The sequence below is a fragment of the Amycolatopsis sp. M39 genome, assembly GCF_001651785.1.
GTDB classification, from domain to species: domain Bacteria; phylum Actinomycetota; class Actinomycetes; order Mycobacteriales; family Pseudonocardiaceae; genus Amycolatopsis; species Amycolatopsis rubida.
The window spans coordinates 50,914-68,692 of sequence record NZ_LWSF01000019.1; the positions used below are offsets into that span (position 1 = coordinate 50,914).

The window sequence follows — 17,779 nt, forward strand, 5'->3', positions numbered from 1 at the left end:
CGACCCCGGCGAGCACGAGATCGATCCCGGCCAGGAACTGCTCGCGGTCGTCGTGCTCGCGCATCTGGCTCGCCATCAACCTCGTCGTCTCGAACTCCTCCGGGTCGAGGTCCTCCCACGCTTCCGCCGTGGCGGCGAAGAATTCGGCTCGGTCCGCCTCCGGCTCGGAGACCTGGCTGTTCGCCGCGTTCTGCCCGGCCGCGCCCAGGACGTAGTGCATCAGCACCGACGTCGCGGTGAACCAGTGCTCCTCGGGCACGCCCAGCGCGCGGACCCGGCGGCCGAGGCTTTCGAGGATCCGCGGCGTCACCGGCCCGCCCGGGCTGCGGGACAGCTGGAGCAGCAGTTGCGCGGCGAGCCAAGGATGCGCGTCGATCGCGGAGAACAGCCCGAGCGCGACCGCGTGCACTTCCTCCCGCGGCGATCCGGCCGGCTCCGCCGCCAGCGCGCCGGCCACCACCGCGTCGGTCGCGGCGACGAGCAGTTCGCCCTTGTTCGCGACGTGCCAGTAGATCGCCCCGGGCCCGGTCGCCAACCGTTCGGTGAGCACCCGGAACGTCAGGCCGCTCTCGCCGGCCGCGTCCAGCAGTTCCACCGCCGCCTCGACGATGCGCTCCCGGGAGAGTGCCTCCGTGCGCCGCTGTGCCCGGCGAGTCCCCGTACCCATGCGCCTATCTTGACACATCTGGAGCGACGTTCCAATATGGAATGGCGTACCAGAACTCTCCCCGGAAGGAACTGTGCCATGAACACCTCCGTCACGATCGTCGGTGCCGGGCTCGGCGGTCTCGCCCTCGCCCGCGTCCTGCACGTCCACGGAATCCCGGCCGTCGTCCACGAGGCCGAGCCGTCCCCGACCTCGCGCGCCCAGGGCGGCCTGCTCGACATCCACGACTACAACGGTCAGCTCGCCGTCGAAGCCGCCGGGCTGACCGCCGAATTCCGCAGCCTGATCCTGGAAGGGAGACAAGAGCTGCGGCTGTTGTCCCGGGACGGGACCGTGCTGTTCAACCAACCCGACGACGGCACCGGCGGCCGCCCCGAGGTCCACCGCGGCGAGCTGCGGCAGCTGCTGATCGACTCGCTGCCGGAGGGCACCGTCCACTGGGGACACAAGGTCAGCGGGGTGCGCGCCTTGGCGCAGGGCTACGAGATCGCCTTCGCCGACGGCAGCACGATCACCACGGACCTGCTGGTCGGGGCGGACGGTGCCTGGTCGAAGGTCCGGCCGCTGCTGTCCCCGGCGAAGCCGGAGTACACCGGCACGTCAACCGTCGAGACCTTCGTCCACGACTCCGATCGGCGGTTCCCCGCCACGGCCGAAGCGGTCGGCGGCGGGATGCTGCTGGTGCTCTCGCCGGGCCAGGGCATCACCGCACACCGCGAGCGGGACGGAATCCTGCACGCCTACCTCGGGCTGACCCGGTCGCCGGAATGGTTCGACAATATCGATTTCGCCGATCCGGCCGCCGCGGCCGCCCGGATCGCCGCGGAGTACGAGGGCTGGTCGACGGCGCTGACCACGCTGATCACCGAAAGCGACACCCCGCCGGTCCTCCGGCCGCACTACGGCTTGCCGATCGGGCACCGGTGGGAACGGGTGCCGGGCGTGACCCTGGTCGGCGACGCCGCGCACCTCGCCCCGCCGAACGGGGAAGGCGCGAACCTGGCCATGCTCGACGGCGCCGAACTCGGGCTCGCCCTCGCCGCGCACCCGGACGACGCGGAGGCCGCCCTCGCCGAGTACGAGCAGGCGATGTTCCCGCGCGGCGCGGAAACCGCCGCCGAGGGCGCGCACCTGCAACGGCAGATGTTCGGTCCCGACGCACCGCACGGCCTGCTCGCCGAGTTCGTCGCCGGGACCTAGGTCTCCTGGGCAGGTCGGTGAACTCGACCCCGGCAGGCCACTGCTTCCCGGAGGGGGCGCTCGATGCGGTCTGCCGGTACCTCGGCGTGCAACCGCCCGGCGGCGAGGAGTTCGAGCGTTACTCCAACGCCCTCGTGCGCAGCATGGACGCCGGTCTCGACCTGTCCCGCGCCGAAGCCGGAGACGAGGCCAGGGCCAAGCTGAGCGAACTCGTCGCTGGCTGGCTGGCCCCGGAAAACCAGACCGGTTTCGTGGCCGCCGCCCACCGCGCCCGGTACGTCCGCCCCGGCATTTCCGCGCGGGCCTGCTGGCCAACTCGCTCCGAGCGGTCCCGCACGCCGGATACGAGTCGTCCAGCCGCCTGCTCGGAGCCGCTTTGCTGCGCCTGCGCACCGACCGGGACTGCTGGATCTGCTGTCCGGCTCGGACGGAGCGTACGATCTCGCCGACGAACTGGTCCGCCTCGACGGTTCTGTCCAAGCCGACGGCCGGATGTGCGTCGCCGACGGGAACTGGGCGGCCAGCGCGGCGACGTGGTGATCGTGCTGCTGGCCACCGCGAACCGCGATCCCGCAGTATTTCCCTGCCCGGACGAGGTGGATCCGCGGTCCGCACCTCGGATTCGGCCGCGGCGCGCACTCCTGCCTCGGTGCGGCTCTGGTCGGCCTCCAGCTGAGGACGCTCTTCGATTGCCTGCGGGACAACGGAATCACGTTGACTTTGGCCGGATGCCCGGTCTGGGAGGACATCGCGACCCTGTGCGGGCTGACGTCGCTGCCAGTCCGGGTCTCGATTCGGCGGAAAACCTCGCTGCACTGGCGGTAGATTGCCGGGGAGGGGCTGGTTTCGATCAGGGGGGCGACAGTGCTGGACGTGCGACTTTTCGACGCCGACCGGGCGAGCGACGCGGACTGGGACGCACTGCACGAGCTGCAGGCGTCCGCCTATCGGCTAGATTACCCGGAGCGTCCGCCGATGACGCGCCAGGAGACGATCTCCGGACTGCGCGCGCCGCAGGTCCAGGCGGGCGAGCAGCTGACGTGGACGGCCCACCGGAACGACCGGCTCGTCGCCAGGGCGATCGTGATGTTGCCCTCCGACGGGAACGAACATCTCGCTCTCGTGCGGATCCACGTCCACCCGGACGTGCGACGCCAGGGCATCGGCACCGAGCTGCTGCACGCCTTGGAACCGATGCTGCGCGACCGCGACCGGACGCGAGTGGAGGGATGGAACCTCACCCTCGGCGGCCCCGGCGAGAGCTGGGCTCAGGGGCTCGGGTTCCGGATCGTGCATTCGGCGGTCCTGCAGATCATGGAGCTGAGCGAGGTCGACCGCGGGCGGTGGAGCGTCGCGGTGCCTCCCGGGTACCGGCTGATGCGGTGGGTCGGCGCTGCTCCGGAGTCGTTTGTCTCCGCGTATGCGAAGGCTCGCGAGGCGATCGGCGATGCACCGTTGGGCGAATCCGAGTTCGGCGCGCCGGATTGGTCGGTGGACCGGGTCCGGCGGATTGAAGCTTCGTATCGCTCGCGGGACATCGAGCATCGGACCGTCGTGGCGGTCTCTTCTGGCGGCGAGGTGGTCGGCCTGACAGAGATGGAGGCGCGGCCGTTGCTGCCGGAGAGGCTGCAGCAGGGCGACACCGCGGTGCTCCCCGCGCATCGCGGGCACGGGCTGGGGTTGGCGATGAAGTCGGCGATGCTGCGGTGGTTCACGGCGGATCGACCGGGCGTGGCGCACATCTGGACTGCCACCGGTACGGGAAATACGCACATGATCGCGGTGAACCACCGGCTCGGGTTCGCGACGGTGCGGACGGGCAGCGTGGTGAGCCGGGAGCTGTGAGGATTCATCATCGCCAGGAGGGAAACGGCGGCGCGTGGGCCAGCGGCGAGCGCGCGGTATCCAGCCGAACTGCTGAACGCGGACATCGGCCGGAGGATCATCTCGTCCAGACGGGTGCCGTCGGCGACCTCGACAGCGGGATCCGGGCCCCAGGAAGTCCTGGACGTGCAGGTGACCCGTATTTGCCCTTCGCACGGGCGGAAGTGCACGGTCCTCTCGATGCCCTGGCCGCAGAAGTCGATCTGGCTGTCGTGGCGGGCGCGCAAGTCTCGCAGCGGGCAGAGAAGCTGCTCGACCAGGGTCGACAGGTTATAGGCGACGTCCACCCGCCAGCGCGCCGAAGCCGCGGACGGTGAACGCGCAATCCGTCGCGGCGAGCACCTGGCCCGGCACGCCTCGATGACCAGGGCGTCGAAGCCGAGTTCGCCGTTCGGAGTTGGCGCGACGCTGCCGGGCGCGCGTAGCGGGAAAAGCCCCGCAGCCCGCTCTCGGTGAACGCCTGCGCGAACCGCGTGGGCCGATGACCCAGTCGCGGGTGCGACCGGCAGACCTGTTCGACGAACTCGACGCAGTCCGCGAGCAGCTGTGTGGGTCCGGTCCGGCGTCGAGGGAACCGGCGGGCAAGACGCCGGTGGCAGTTCGCCGCGATCGGCGCACTGGCCGCCGCGATGCTGCTGGCTGCCGCAACAGTGACGTTCTGGTTGCGCAACCGTCCGTCGGCGAGTGCGCGCCCGGCTTTGTGTGCTTCTGGACCGAACCGGAATTCGGCGGGTAACCCCAGCTCCGCGTGTCCGCCGCAGAACAGGCCACGGCAGGACACCCGGCGATCTGGCGGCACTCCCGGCATCGGTGCCGTTCTCGATCGGCCACCACCGGTGGCGACCGGGGAGAACCACGGAGGATCTCGAAAACGCTGACCGCAGTCGCACCGACCTTCGCGGCCGCCGGTGCAACGATCAGCCCGGCACCCGCAGCCAGCAAATCGACTGCATGACCGCCGACAACCGCTACGACGCCTGCTGCTGCACTCACGGCGCGAACATCGAAGGCAACGGCAGCTGGGGTCCGCGAGCTGGGCGACACCTACAAGCAGGGCTATGTGGCCGCCTACTACCTGCAGGACGGAGCGACCGCCGGCGTCGCTACCAAGTGCGGCTGACATCGGGTCCGGGTGTCCTGCCTGGCTCAGAACAGGCGGGACACCCCTTCTGGGGGTTCTCGAAGCGGTCTGCGCTACGACTATATGAATAATCTCAGTTATCCATATGATAGTGAACTCCCGTGGTCGTCTTCCAGTTTTCGTTTAATTACCGATACCTTATGTTTCGGTTTTAATACCCTAACGGTAGAGTGGGTCTCACCTGCGGAAAGGGGCACTGATGGAGGCGATGGGGCCGCCGATCCGGCGCGGAAGCCGGGAGGAACGCCGGGAGGCGACCGTGCGGGCACTGGCCGCCGGAGACGAGGCGGGATGCGCGTACTGCGGCCGGCCGCTGCCGCCTATCCCCCGGCAAGGCGGGCGGCCGACGCCGTACTGTCCGGCCGACCCGGAGCGGTACGGGAGGTGGGGCGCGAAGGTCGTCACGTGCGCGATGCTCGACGAGCAGCGCGAAATCTGGGTGACCGTCTACGGACCCGACCAGCCGATGACCCAGCTCGACACCCGGGCGCTCGACGAGCAGCTCGGGTCGGCGCTCTCGGCGTTGGATCCGCTGCACGCGGAGCTGTCGGCGCTGCGCACGCACGTCACCGACCAGACCGCGGCGGCCCTCAAAGCGCGGGAGGAGGCCGAAGCCGCTCGCGACGAGGCGTTGGAGCAGGTCCGGGTGGCGAACGCGGAGCGCGCGCACGCGGTAACCGATGCGGAGGAGGCGCGCGCGGCTGAGGCAGCGGCCAGGAAACAGTCCGAAGTGGACCGTGAGGAGCGTGACGCTGCGCTCGCCAGCGCTGTCGCGGCAAGGAAAGCACAGGAAACCGCGCTCGCGGTCCGCGATGAAGCCGAGAACAACCGGCAGCGGGCGCTCGAACAGGCGGCGGCCGCGCATGACCGGGTCACGGCGTTGCAGCGCGAGATCTCGGCGTTGCGCGCGACGGCGGTCGAGGATCTGGAACAGGCGCGCCGCACGGCGGCGGAAGCGCAGCAGGAGCTTCGGGCATCGCTGACCGTCGAGCACGAGAGCCGGATGCGGGAGCAGGAGCAGCGGCTGCGCGAGCAGGCCGCGGAGGCGGACAAACGGGTGCGCGGCGTGCAGCTGGCGGCCGATCAGCGGGTCGCGGAGTCCGCTGCGCAGGTGAGCCAGGCGACCAAGGCGTACGCCGAAACGCTGGCTCCGCTGCACGCTGAGCTGGCGGAACTGCGGGCTCGCTTGAGTGCGCGGCAGGCGGAACTCGACGAGATGCGGCGGCTTCGCGAGGCCGAGGAGGCGGAGCAGCCGGACGAGATCGAGTAGCCGGAGTTGTGGTTGAATATCTTCCGTCGCCAGGTTTGACTGGCTGACAGTCATCGCCCGCGGTGCTTTTCCGGCCCGCGCAGGCGCGCTCGCCTTGCGAGCACTTCAGCGATCCCGGCCTCGTCAGGCCGTCCCCAGTCATGCCCGAGAACGGAGCAGAACCATGCCCACTGAACGCATCACCGACGGCACCGAACGAGCACTGCTCGAGAACACGCTCGACCGCAACCGCGAAGCGCTGGTCGAGACCCTCCGCGGCCTGTCCGAGGCCGACGCGCGACGACGGCTCGTCGCGTCGCTGTCGACGCCGATTTCCGTGGTCAAGCACGCCGCCGCGGCGGAACGGATCTGGTTTCAGCGGTTCTGGGCGGGGCTCGACGAGTCCGAATGCGACGGATACTCGAAGCGCGACGTCGGCACCTTCACCGTCACCGACGACGAGACCGTGGCCGACGTGATCGCCGAGTACGAACGCGCCAGCCAGCGGTCGCGGGAGATCGCCGCGCGCTTCGACCTCGACGCAACCAAGGAGTTCCCCGGCGAGGGCACCGTCAGCATGCGCTGGACGATGCTCGCGATGATCCAGGAGTTCGCCCGGCACGCGGGACACGGCGACATCCTGCGCGAGCAGATCGACCAGCCGCTCCCCTGACCTCGGCGGTGCCGCGCAGGGACCTGGCTCGATCTGGTTCTCCGCGGCGTGCGCGCTACAGCCACCCGCTCGTCTCGGCGACCCGGACCGCCTCCGCGCGCGTGCGGGCCTGCGTCTTCCCGATCGCCGACGACAGGTGGTTGCGCACCGTGCCCGCCGACAGGCCCAGCGCCAGCGCCATGTCCGCGACTGTTCCGCCTTCCGCCGCGGCGCGCAGCACGTCCGCCTCGCGGTCGGTGAGCGGGCTCGCCCCGCTGGCCAGCGATTCCGCGGCGAGCGCCGGGTCCACGAACCGCAGGCCGGCGTGGACCCGCCGGATCGCGTTGATCAGCTGCTCCGGGCGCGAATCCTTCACCACGAACCCGGCCGCGCCCGCGGACATCGCCCGCGACAAGTAGCCGGGGCGGCTGAAGGTGGTGCAGATCAGCACCCGGCAGTCCGGCAGCGCGTGCCGCAGTTCGGCGGTCACGGCGAGGCCGTCGCGGCCGGGCATCTGGACGTCGACGAGCGCGATGTCCGGGGCGGTCCGCTGCGCGGCGGGCAGGACTTCGAGGCCGGAGCCGACCTCGGCGACCACCTCGATGTCGGATTCCATCCGCAGCAACGAAGCCAACGCGCCGCGCACGAGCGCCTGGTCGTCGGCCAGCAGGACCCGGATCACGCGGCGCCTCCCGTCGCCGGGCCGCGGGCCAGCACCCGGAAGCCGCCGTGCGGGCCGCGGCCGTGTTCGAGCGAGCCGGACACCTCGGCCATCCGCTCGGTGAGACCGGTGAGCCCGTGCCCGGGAACGACCTCCGCCGGGACGGTGCCGTCGTCGGCGACTTCCAGCCAGTCGCGGCCGACGCGCACGACGCAGCGCTGCGCGTCGGAATGGCGGAGCACATTGGTCACGGCTTCCCTTACCACGTAACCGAAAACGCCCTGCAGTTCCGGAGCTACGGCATCGGCGGCGGCAGGCAGTTCGGCGTGGACTCCGGCGGCGCGCAACGCCATCCGGGCACCGGCGACTTCGGTCGCGAACGACACCGTGCGGTAGTCGGACACGGTCGCGCGGACGTCGGAGAGGGCCTCCCGGCACAGGTCGTCCAGATCCCGGATCTCGGCGAGCGCCGCGTCGGTGTCGTCCGAAGTCTCCAGGATCCGCCGCGTCAGGCCGAGTTTCAGGGTCATCGTGGAAAGGCTGTGGCCGAGGACGTCGTGCAGGTCGCGGGCGACGCGCTGCCGTTCCTGGTCGACAGCCATCCGCCGGATCTGCTCGCGAGCGAGCCGGAGATGGCCGACGGTGAACGTCAGCGCGTAGACGATGCCGAGGATCGCGGTGACGGCGACCAGCGTGAGGACCTGGCCCCAGGCGACGACGCCGTCCCTGGCCAGCATCCACGCGATCTGGGCGACGGCCGCCGCGGAGCCCAGCAGCAGGGAAAACCGCAGCGGCAACAGCATGAGACCGGTCGCGATCGCGTAGGTGAGGGCGGTCAGGTACGCCGGGGAGCCGAGGATCAGCGCGGGCGTGACGCCGAGCGCGAACATCGCCGCCACCATCGCGATCCGCTGCCGCCGCAGCGCGAGCGGGCCGAACCACAGCACCAGCAGGTACGCCACGGCGTAGCAGCCGAGGAAGCCGAAGACGAGCCCGGTGCGCACCGGGCCGTGCTTTCCGTCCGCGATGGCGATGACCCAGGTGGCCAGGAAACCCATCATCAGGCCGTTGACCACCACGGACCGGACGCGGCCGAGACGCAGGCCGGGCCCTCCGCTGCGGGCGTCCGTCCAGAAGCTCCAGTCCGGCCACTGGCGGGCCGAGAACCGGTCCGGATCGGGTTCGCGCATGTCGATCATGGTACGGGCGCCTCGCCGATGATCACCCATGACAAACGGCACGGGCGGTTCGGGCGGGGCGATGCTGGAGTTTGTCCATGTTGCACATCGAGAAGTCCGGCTTGACCAAGTACGAGATCACCAGCGACGGCCGCCCGCTCACCGTGATCGAGGGCCGGTCCGGAGGCGAGTTCCGGCTGGACGGCGCCGGCTACCGGATCCGCCGCCGGTTCCGCAGCTACCAGTTGCTGGCGGCCGACGGGTCGGTGCTCGCGAGCACTCACCGGCCGGGCACGCGCACCTGGAGCGTCGAGAGCGGCGGTTCGGCGCTGCGCTTCCGGCGGACCGGCCGTCGTGACCACGCGCAGGTCGACGAGGCCGGAAACACAGTCGGCACCGTCACCGCGGGCACCGCTGACTTGTCCGGCGTCAAACCCGAGCTGGAGGTGTTCGTGCTCGCGGCGCTGGCGATGCGTTCGCGCCGCCGACGCGTCGTGGTCGTCGCGGGCAGTTGAGCGGCGACTACGCTGCACGGGTTCGCCCGCCTTCGCTGGAGAGACCTTGCCCGACCGCCGCACTCTGACCACCGACTGCACGAGCTGTTTCGCCCTCTGCTGCGTGGCGCTCACCTTCACCGCATCAGCTGATTTCGCCATCGACAAGCGGGCGGGCGACCCGTGCCCGAACCTGCTGTCCGACTTCCGCTGCGGCATCCACGACCGGTTGCGCCCCAAGGGTTTCGCGGGCTGCACCGGGTACGACTGCGTTGGCGCCGGACAGCAGGTCTCGCAGGTGACCTTCGGCGGCCGGAGCTGGCGCGAGGCCCCGGAAACCCGCGAGCGGATGTTCGCCGCGCTCCCGGTGATGCGGCATCTGCACGAACTGCTCTGGTACCTCGCCGAGGCGCGTTCGCTGGCCGCGACCCGCGAAATCCACGCGGACCTGGACGCGGAGATCGCCGAGCTCGAACAGATCACCGCCGGGGACGCGGACGCGGTGCTGGCCATCGACGTCGACGCCCGGCGGGCTCAGGTGAACCCGCTGCTGGTGCGCACCAGCGAACTGGTGCGCACCGGGGCCGGGCGCAAGAAGGACCGCCGCGGCGCAGACCTGATCGGCGCGAAACTGGCCGGAGCGGACCTCCGCAGCACGAACTTGCGCGGCGCCTGCCTGATCGCGGCCGACCTCCGGGGCGCGGACCTGCGCCGCGCTGACCTGATCGGAGCGGATCTGCGTGACGCCGACGTCCGCGGAGCCGACTTCACCGACAGCATTTTCCTTACCCAGTCCCAAGTGAACGCCACCCGCGGCGACGCTGCGACCAAGCTCCCGCCGCGGCTGGCCCGGCCCGGACACTGGTGAGTCAGCGCGGCCGGGTAGACCCCACGACGACCCCGCCGAGCCGCGCGATCCAGCTGCCGCACACACAACGCACATAGTCGGCCCGGCTGCCCGCCGACGCGGGAACGACAGCGGAAGCGGGCAGTTCGGCCAGGGGCCAGCCACAGCGGGGGCAACGGTTCTCTTCCATGCCGTCATCGTGCGGTAATGGTTCAGTGCAGTTCAACCCTTACGGATCTCCGCGCAGCGGAGCGTCGGAGACCCGCGAGGGAGCCTCACGGCTTTGCGGGCCGTGCCACGACCGTCGTGAAGCAGGCCAGTCGCGCGCCGTGGTGCCGATCCACGTTGGCAGGGCTGATGAGGCTCCGCTGGTTGCCGAACCGCGCGCGGGAGCCGTCCGAGGGGACGGAAATCAGGTGGCGATGAGTGCGGCGACGGCGTCCCCGGCGGAGACGGTCCGTCCTGTTGTGTGCTGGTAACGCCGCACGAGGTCGCGATGGCGGACCCGCTGGCCGAGCCGTCGTTCGACTCGGAGCACCGGATTGCGCGGTGGGATCGGCGAGCACGGCCCGCTGATCCACGCCTGCGACGCCGAAGCCCCAGGACGCGCCGGGATCCAGCGTGACCAGCACGAAGGCGAGATGCTCGGTCCGGTGCTCCCGCTCCCCGCAAGCGCGCGCGAGCCGCAGGGATGCTTCGCAGGCCGCCTGTGTGTCCAGCCCGAGCGGCGGCTTCCGGCAGCGACGGTTCGCGTGCGGGCGGTCGGTCCAGCGCTGTCCCGGTCAGGCCTCGGAGATCGATCCCCAGGGCTGCCCGGTCGGCGGCCGCGCCGGTGCCTGCGGGATGCAAGAACGGCCCCGCGGACGCTTCTTCGGCCGCTCCGTGGCCTGCCGGTACGCGGATGTTCGAGGCCATGCGCCAAGGCGATCGCCCGGCCCATGACTTGGCTCAGTTGAGGGTGATCTCCGCGGACCATCAGGCCCTCTCGGTGCGGCGGTGCACGGTCTGTTTGGCGACGCCGAGCCGGACGGCGATGTCCCGGCCACGACCACCCGCTCTCCCGGGCCGCCGCTGCCTGCTCGGCCTCCGGCTGTTCGACCAGCGCGCGCAGGCCAGCGAACGGCCTCGTCGAGATCGGCCATCATCAGGTCGCGCGGCAATCGTGCCCCCGGCAGGAGTCGAACCTGCGTTCCCGGCTTCGGACGCCGGCGTCGTATCCGTTGGACCACGGGGGCGGAGTGGGCCGCCAGGGATGCGAACCCCGAACCCGCCGGGTAACGCGCGATTGAGCCAACGGCCCGAGAGGAGGCGGGGTTGCTGCCCGTCGAGGGTTCGAACCTCGGCTTCCGCGTCCTGCCCGTTGGACGAACGGGCATCGGCTCCCGGTCCAGGATTCGAACCTGGGCTCGCGGATCCAAAGTCCACGATGCTGCCGGTTACACCAACCGGGAGCGAGGGCTGACGAAGTCGGATGCCCGCGGGTCGAACGCGGTGGCTCCTGGTCCCGAACCAGGCGGGGTCGCCGGTGCCCCTCGCATCCGGATGCGGTCCGCGGCGGAAAGCCCCGGCGCCCCCTCGGCGCCGGGCCCGTACCCCGGCCAGGATTCGAACCTGGGACCTCCGCATTCGTAGTGCGGCGCTCTGTCCAACTGAGCTACAGGGGTGTGCGTCCGGCACCGCGACAGTGCCGGACCGCGAGCGGCCGGAGGGCATCGAACCGTCCTCTTCGGTGGGGAAGACCGACGTGTCCGCCGAGTTCGCCACGGCCGCAGGACGCGCCCTGGACCGGGCGCAGTGGTGAAGGAGGGAGTCGAACCCTCACTGCCCCGAAAGGGCGCCCGGGTTACAGCCGGGTGGGGCGGCCGCCGCCCCGTCTTCACCGTGCGGGTCCGGCGGCGCTCGTCCTGGCCGCGGGTGAGGCGACGGGGACGAGTCTCGGAAATGTCTTGCTCCGCTGTGCAGTTGTCAAAGAACCGCCGCCGTGAAATGGGCAGCAGGGAAATGCCGTCGCGAAATGCGACGAGAATTGAATGCGTTCGGAGGCCCTGACGAGAGAAGCCGTCCGGATCGGTTTCCCGACGGACGGCTCCCGGTGCGCGGCGGCTGCTGCGTCAGGTCAGGGAGCGATACCGCCCAAGCGGCCGTCTTTTCGGCCGGTTGGGCGCTGCTGAAGCGGCGAACACCGGACAGCGCGGAGGGCGGCCGGATACTGGCCTCGCCTCTCCCGCATGTTCGTCATGACCGCTCCTTCATCCGCTGTGCTGAAATCATCTTCACCTACGGCGAAGCTATGCGTCAATCTTATTTTCCGGGGAAGAAGACTTGTGCTGTAATGGACGAGTGCACTTCAACCCTTACGGCGGCGCGGGCGCGCAGGTAGCCGCCGACCTGGCGACTCTTGCCCAGCGCGACGACAGCACGGCCGCCGAGGTGCGCGCTGCGGGGCAGGCGCGCGACATGGTGCTGCCCCGCATCACCGCGGACGAGGCGGAGCGGATTCTCGCGTGGGGGCGGCGGCTGCATCAGGTGTTCGTCGCGGAAACGACAGCCGAGCGGATCGATCTGCTCAACGAGCTGCTCGCCGTCGCTGCTTGCCGGCCGAACATCGCCAGCCACGACGGGAAAGCGCCGCATCTGCATTACTCCAGCGAGGGTGCGGGCGTGGTCGAGCGGTTCTACGCCTACACGGCGGGCGGGCTCGCGCATCTGGTGTGCGAGGAGCCGCACCGTCTCGGCGTGTGCGCGCGCGAGGGGTGCGGTGTTGCGTTCGTGGACACGTCGCGCAACGGGCGTCGGCGGTTCTGTTCCACTCGCTGCGGCACACGGGTCAACGTCGCCGGCCATCGCGCGCGGCAGCTCGCGGGCTAGACGGTCTCGTCGAACGACCGCAGTTCCGGGTACTTCGGGGCGATCGTGTCACCGGAGGATTCGCCGCGCAGGCGTCGACCGATCCACGGCAGCGCATGCTCCCGTCCCCAGCGGAGGTTCGCCGCCCGCTGTTCCCGTGTGGACAGACGAGGGCGCGGTTCCAGCGCGGCGTGCGTGAGACCGTGCTGCACGCCCAGCGCGTCGAGGACGGCGATGGCGATTTCGGTGTGCCCGGCGGCATTCAGGTGCAGCCGGTCCGGAGACCACATGCGACGGTCGCGCAGCTGGCGCATCGACCACATGTCCACCAGCAGCGTCTCGTGCCGCGCCGCGATGCCGCGCACGTGTTCGTTGTAGATCGCGACCCGGCCGCGGATCTGCCGGAACAACGCGTCTTCCACGCCGTCGACCCCGGTGAACAGCAGCACCTGGGCGCCGGCCGCGCGGAACCGGGCCACGGCGCGCTCGTAGGAGTCGGCGACGCTGTCGATGTCGACCCGCGGCCGCATCAGGTCGTTGCCGCCCGCGTAGGCGGTGACGAGGTCCGGCTTCATCGCCAAAGCCGGTTCGACCTGCTCGTTCAGCACCTGCGGCAGGAGCTTCCCGCGCACCGCCAGATTGGCGTAGCGGAAGCCCGGCTCGCCGGCGGCCAGCACCTCGGCGACCCGGTCGGCCCAGCCGCGCACCCCGTTGCGCGCGGACGGATCGTCGTCCCCGACGCCTTCGGTGAACGAATCGCCAATACAGACTAAGCGGTTGGTCATCAGCTTAGTTTAGGCCCGGCTCCCCTGCCCTGGTCACGGCGCCCGCGGACAGCAGCGTCGCCCCGGCGAGCCTGCCCCAGAGCGCATCCGGCCGAGCGGAGCGAGCGCGATGAGCACGGCCGGAGACGCGGCCAGTCCGATACCCGGCCGAGCAAGCGCGGGCCGGGTGGCGCTGCCCGCGCGTGGATGATCTCGCCGATGGTGCAGACCACCGAAACCGCCGCGATCGCGGGTGCTGCCCCGCCGGAGCCGAGCAGGGCAGCCGCGAGGAAACCGAGGTACGACACCGTCAGCACGACTCCCCCAGCCCCGAGCGCGCTCCGCCGGGAGATCCGCGACAGCAGGACGGTGACCGGCACTTGCAACGCGACCACGAAGATCGCAGCCGACCACACGGGGACGCGTGCAGCGCCACTGCGGCTCGACGCGCTCGCGCATCCAGTGCGGCTGGTCCGCACGCTGGCGCGCAACCAGCGAACTGGCGCACAACTGGGATCTCGCGGAGCTGCGCCGGGCGGGCCTGCTCACCGCGAAGAGACAAGGCCAGCACGTCCGCTACTCGCTCGGCACCGATCTGCTGGCCGCTGTGCTGCGCTGCCTCAGGTGCGGAGACCGTCGAACAGAATCGCGATGGTGCGGTCCCGCAGTTCGCGGTCGGACCCGACGTGCTCGGCTGCCTTCGCGGTGCCGATGATCACCGGGATCAGCTCGGTGGTGGTGACGTCGCGCCGGACCGCGCCGCTGTCCTGGGCACGGCGCAGGAGCACGCCGAGGGACTCGCGCAGCCGCTCCCCGATCACCGAACCGGTGCTGGGGACGCACACTCCGGCCGAGGTGAGTGCCTCGAAGTAAGCGTTTTTGGCGCTGGACATCTCGATCCAGCTGGTGAGGAAGGTGAAGAACGCGGACCCGGCGTCCTCGGCGTTCTGCGCGACGACCGCGTCGGCTTCGTCGACGAACCGGTGCAGCCGCGCGTAGAGCACGGCCTCCAGCAGCGCTTCTTTCGTGGGGAAGTGCCGGAACACCGTGCCGATGCCGACGCCGGCCTCGCGCGCGACCTCCTCGGTCGGCGCACCGGTGCCCTTGGCCGCGAAGACCGTCTCGGCGGCTTCGAGCACCTTCGCGCGGTTTCGCCGCGCGTCGGCCCGCAGCGGTTTGTCCTCCGTCACAGCTGTGATGGTAGTGGCGCGTCCTGGCCGCGCGGCGCCCGATCCAGGTCCGTCCGGTGTACCGGACGGACGGAAACAACCCGTCCGGAGCAGACGTCAGGAATCGTCAAACCTCTGCCAGTCGTTCACACTGTAGTGTGACGACCGTCACGAGAGGTGCACGACCATGACTCTAGGCGACAACGAGGTCACCCAGTCAGTCCAAGCTTCGACCGGCGACCGCCGGGTGCAGGTACGCCGGGCGGCTTTGGCCGGTTCGATCGGAACCACCATCGAGTGGTACGACTTTTTCCTCTACAACACCGCCGCGGCGTTGGTCTTTCCCCATCTGTTCTTCCCCGCGTCCTCGTCCTACGCCGGGGTCATGCAGTCGTTCGCGACCTACGCGGTCGGTTTCGCGGCCCGCCCGGTCGGCGCGGCGATCTTCGGCCATTGGGGCGACCGCCTCGGCCGTAAGGCGACGCTGATCGTGACGCTCCTGCTGATGGGCCTGTCCTCGGCTGTCGTCGGCCTGCTCCCCGGGGCGGCGACCATCGGCATCGCCGCCCCGCTGATCCTCGTGCTGCTGCGCCTGGTGCAAGGCATCGCGATCGGCGGCGAGTGGAGCGGATCGGTGCTGCTGGCCATGGAATGGGGCGATCAGCGACGACGCGGCCTGCTGGCGAGTTTCGCGCAAGTCGGCGTCCCGGTCGGACTCGTGCTGGGCACCGGCGGGATGACCCTGCTGTCGGCAACCCTGTCGCCGGACGCCTTTTCCTCGTGGGGCTGGCGAATCCCGTTCCTGCTGAGCCTGGTCCTGGTGGCGATCGGCCTGGTCATCCGGCTGCGCATCCTGGAGACGCCGATGTTCGCCGCGGCAGTCGCGGCCAAGCGCACCTCGAAAGCCCCGGTGAAGGACGTAGTGCGGCACCACTGGCGGGAAATCCTGCTGTCGGCCGGCTTGCGCTTCAGCGAGCAGATGCCCTTCTACCTGTTCACCAGCTATGTCCTGGTCTATGTCGTGCAACGACCGGAATTCGGCAAAACGTTCGTGCTCAACGCGGTCCTGGTCGGCGCCGCGGCAGAACTGGTGCTGATCCCGCTGTTCTCCCAGTTCTCCGACCGGATCGGCCGCAAACAGGTGTACCTGACCGGCGCGGTGCTGACCGGAGTGATCGCGTTCCCGTACTTCACCGTCCTGACCCACAGCGGCCACGCGATGATCTTCGTGGCCATCATCGTGTCCCTTGTGGCGCACTCGATGCAGTACGGCCCGCAGGCGGCGCTGATCGGCGAAAGTTTCCCGACGCATCTGCGCTATGGCGGCGCGGGATTGGGATATCAGCTGGCATCGGTGTTCGCGGGCGGTCCCGCACCGTTGCTGGCGACCTGGTTGCTGCACACCACCGGCACGCCGTACTCGATCTCGATTTACATCGTCGCGTCGGTCGTGGTGACTGTGGCGTGCGTGATCGCATTGCCTGATCGCTCGAAGGCCGACATCGACGACGTCGGCGTGTACACCCGCTGAACCGCACGAAAAAGGGGCTGCCACCCCGAAAATCGGAGTGGCAGCCCCTTTGTGTCACGCAATCAGCGCTGCGGCGGCGGCCCGCCCTGCGGCCCGCCGAACGGCCCTTGCTGCGGGAACGGCCCGCTTCCCGGCCCAGGCCCCTGCGGGCCGCCGAACTGCTGCGGCGGCGGCCCCTGGTAAGGCCCGCCCGGCGGCGGCCCGGCCGGCGGCTGCGGGAGCGACTGCTGTTGCTGTTGCTGCTGCTGAGCGGGCGGCGGTGCACTGGGCTGCGGCCGCTCCGGCGGTGCGGGCGGTTCCTCTTCCCGCTCGGGCGCGGGAGCCTCGGGTTTCGCCGGAGCCCCGCCGATCGCCCGCCGGGACTCGCCGGAGGAAGCCCCCAACGGGCCCTCGACTTCCTTGCGCGCCACCGCTTCCGCGGCCGCGACCGCCTCGGCGACCTTCGGGTCGCTGCTGGTGTCGAACCAGCTGGCGACCTCCTCGTCCTCGAGATCCGGCTTGGCCGGGCTGTCGTCCTGCGGCGGCTCGTACCGGAACACGCCGTCGTCTCCGGGAGCACCCAGCGCCCGGGCGAACCCTTCGAGGGCCTTGCCGTAGTCGCTGGGAATCATCCAGACCTTGTTGGCGTCGCCCTGCGCCATCTGCGGCAGCGTCTGCAGGTACTGGTAGGCGAGGACCTCCGGCGTCGGCCGGCCGGCCTTGATCGCGGCGAACACCTTCTCGATCGCCTTCGCCTGGCCCTGTGCCTGGAGGTAGCGGGCGGCCCGTTCACCCTGCGCGCGCAGGATCCGCGACTGCCGTTCCGCTTCGGCGGCGAGGATCGCGGCCTGTTTCTGGCCTTCCGCGGCGAGGATCTGGCTCTGCTTCTGGCCTTCGGCCGTCTTGATCGACGATTCCCGCTGGCCTTCGGCGGTGAGGATCATCGCGCGCTTCTCCCGGTCGGCGCGCATCTGCTTCTCCATCGAGTCCTGGATGGAGGGCGGCGGCTCGATCGCCTTCAGCTCGACGCGGGCGACGCGGATGCCCCAGCGGCCGGTGGCCTCGTCGAGCACGCCGCGCAGCTGGCTGTTGATCGCGTCGCGGGAGGTCAGCGTTTCTTCCAGGCTCATGCCGCCGACCACGTTGCGGAGCGTGGTGGTGGTGAGCTGCTCGACGCCGATGATGTAGTTCGAGATCTCGTAGACCGCGGCGCGCGAGTCGGTGACCTGGAAGTACACGACGGTGTCGATGTTCACCGTCAGGTTGTCCTCGGTGATCACCGGCTGCGGCGGGAACGAGACGACCTGCTCGCGCAGGTCGATCCGCGCGCGCACCTTGTCCAGGAACGGCACGAGGAAGGTCAGGCCGGGCGAAGCGACCGTGCGGAACCGGCCGAGCCGCTCGATCACCGCCGACTGGGCCTGTGGCACCACCATGATCGCCTTGACCACGGTGATGATGACGAACAGAGCCAGCAGCGCGACCACGACGATCGCTATTGTCGACAAGAGCGTTT

General features: G+C 70.2%; 14 protein-coding genes and 4 tRNA genes. 8 read left to right on the top strand and 10 right to left on the bottom strand.

Going from position 1 to position 17,779, the window contains the following annotated elements; translation table 11 throughout:
- The coding region (locus A4R44_RS46440) for a TetR/AcrR family transcriptional regulator (protein WP_095213766.1) at positions 1–667 on the bottom strand (667 nt) is incomplete at its 3' end.
- A 78-nt stretch (positions 668–745) separates the two neighbouring features.
- Between A4R44_RS46440 and A4R44_RS31330 the strand changes: the two genes are divergently transcribed.
- The 4 genes from A4R44_RS31330 to A4R44_RS31355 all read left to right on the top strand — a co-directional run bounded on the left by A4R44_RS31330 (position 746) and on the right by A4R44_RS31355 (position 6,814).
- On the top strand, positions 746–1,867 hold the full coding sequence (locus A4R44_RS31330; protein ID WP_067588718.1) for an NAD(P)/FAD-dependent oxidoreductase: 1,122 nt from the start codon (positions 746–748) through the stop codon (positions 1,865–1,867).
- Positions 1,868–2,740: 873 nt separating this feature from the next.
- Complete coding sequence (locus A4R44_RS31340; RefSeq protein ID WP_157905053.1) at positions 2,741–3,712, top strand: GNAT family N-acetyltransferase; 972 nt, start codon at positions 2,741–2,743, stop codon at positions 3,710–3,712.
- Positions 3,713–5,091: 1,379 nt separating this feature from the next.
- Positions 5,092–6,162 (top strand): hypothetical protein, encoded by a 1,071-nt coding sequence (locus tag A4R44_RS31350; RefSeq protein ID WP_232791868.1) that lies wholly within the window; start codon positions 5,092–5,094, stop codon positions 6,160–6,162.
- Between the two features lie 163 nt (positions 6,163–6,325).
- On the top strand, positions 6,326–6,814 hold the full coding sequence (locus A4R44_RS31355; RefSeq protein WP_067588726.1) for a DinB family protein: 489 nt from the start codon (positions 6,326–6,328) through the stop codon (positions 6,812–6,814).
- A gap of 55 nt (positions 6,815–6,869) precedes the next feature.
- On the opposite strand, the gene A4R44_RS31360 is transcribed toward A4R44_RS31355, so the two are convergent.
- Together A4R44_RS31360 and A4R44_RS31365 are read right to left on the bottom strand one after the other, a co-directional pair.
- Complete coding sequence (locus A4R44_RS31360) at positions 6,870–7,475, bottom strand: response regulator transcription factor (RefSeq protein ID WP_067588728.1); 606 nt, start codon at positions 7,473–7,475, stop codon at positions 6,870–6,872.
- Positions 7,472–8,644 carry a sensor histidine kinase gene (locus A4R44_RS31365; RefSeq protein ID WP_232791869.1) on the bottom strand — a complete coding sequence of 391 codons (1,173 nt, stop codon included), beginning with the start codon at positions 8,642–8,644 and terminating at the stop codon, positions 7,472–7,474. Before A4R44_RS31365 ends, A4R44_RS31360 begins: the two co-directional genes overlap by 4 nt.
- Before the next feature lie 86 nt (positions 8,645–8,730).
- Between A4R44_RS31365 and A4R44_RS31370 the strand changes: the two genes are divergently transcribed.
- Positions 8,731–9,147: a hypothetical protein gene (locus A4R44_RS31370; RefSeq protein ID WP_067588733.1), complete on the top strand. Its 417-nt coding sequence runs from the start codon at positions 8,731–8,733 to the stop codon at positions 9,145–9,147.
- Between the two features lie 46 nt (positions 9,148–9,193).
- Positions 9,194–9,994: a pentapeptide repeat-containing protein gene (locus A4R44_RS31375; protein ID WP_067588735.1), complete on the top strand. Its 801-nt coding sequence runs from the start codon at positions 9,194–9,196 to the stop codon at positions 9,992–9,994.
- A 1,142-nt stretch (positions 9,995–11,136) separates the two neighbouring features.
- Here the strand turns inward: A4R44_RS31375 and A4R44_RS31380 are convergent.
- The 4 genes from A4R44_RS31380 to A4R44_RS48415 all read right to left on the bottom strand — a co-directional run bounded on the left by A4R44_RS31380 (position 11,137) and on the right by A4R44_RS48415 (position 11,854).
- Positions 11,137–11,208 (bottom strand) — tRNA-Arg (locus A4R44_RS31380).
- A gap of 144 nt (positions 11,209–11,352) precedes the next feature.
- Positions 11,353–11,424, bottom strand: a tRNA-Gln gene (locus tag A4R44_RS31385).
- 139 nt (positions 11,425–11,563) lie between these two features.
- Positions 11,564–11,637: transfer RNA gene (locus A4R44_RS31390), tRNA-Arg, on the bottom strand.
- A 131-nt stretch (positions 11,638–11,768) separates the two neighbouring features.
- A tRNA-Tyr gene (locus tag A4R44_RS48415) sits at positions 11,769–11,854 on the bottom strand.
- Between the two features lie 459 nt (positions 11,855–12,313).
- On the opposite strand from A4R44_RS48415, the gene A4R44_RS31400 reads away from it, so the two are divergent.
- Positions 12,314–12,841 (top strand): CGNR zinc finger domain-containing protein, encoded by a 528-nt coding sequence (locus A4R44_RS31400; protein WP_067588737.1) that lies wholly within the window; start codon positions 12,314–12,316, stop codon positions 12,839–12,841.
- On the opposite strand, the gene A4R44_RS31405 is transcribed toward A4R44_RS31400, so the two are convergent.
- Together A4R44_RS31405 and A4R44_RS31410 are read right to left on the bottom strand one after the other, a co-directional pair.
- Positions 12,838–13,605 carry an SGNH/GDSL hydrolase family protein gene (locus A4R44_RS31405; protein ID WP_067588739.1) on the bottom strand — a complete coding sequence of 256 codons (768 nt, stop codon included), beginning with the start codon at positions 13,603–13,605 and terminating at the stop codon, positions 12,838–12,840. The two genes, A4R44_RS31400 and A4R44_RS31405, sit on opposite strands and share 4 nt — an antisense overlap.
- 599 nt (positions 13,606–14,204) lie before the next feature.
- Positions 14,205–14,774 carry a TetR/AcrR family transcriptional regulator gene (locus tag A4R44_RS31410; RefSeq protein ID WP_067588741.1) on the bottom strand — a complete coding sequence of 190 codons (570 nt, stop codon included), beginning with the start codon at positions 14,772–14,774 and terminating at the stop codon, positions 14,205–14,207.
- Positions 14,775–14,940: 166 nt separating this feature from the next.
- Between A4R44_RS31410 and A4R44_RS31415 the strand changes: the two genes are divergently transcribed.
- The gene (locus A4R44_RS31415) at positions 14,941–16,284 is read left to right on the top strand and encodes an MFS transporter (RefSeq protein WP_067588743.1); all 1,344 of its coding nucleotides are present in this window, start codon (positions 14,941–14,943) and stop codon (positions 16,282–16,284) included.
- Positions 16,285–16,346: 62 nt separating this feature from the next.
- Here A4R44_RS31415 and A4R44_RS31420 read toward each other — a convergent pair whose 3' ends face one another.
- Positions 16,347–17,762 (bottom strand): SPFH domain-containing protein, encoded by a 1,416-nt coding sequence (locus tag A4R44_RS31420; RefSeq protein WP_093575108.1) that lies wholly within the window; start codon positions 17,760–17,762, stop codon positions 16,347–16,349.
- Positions 17,763–17,779: the final 17 nt, after the last annotated feature.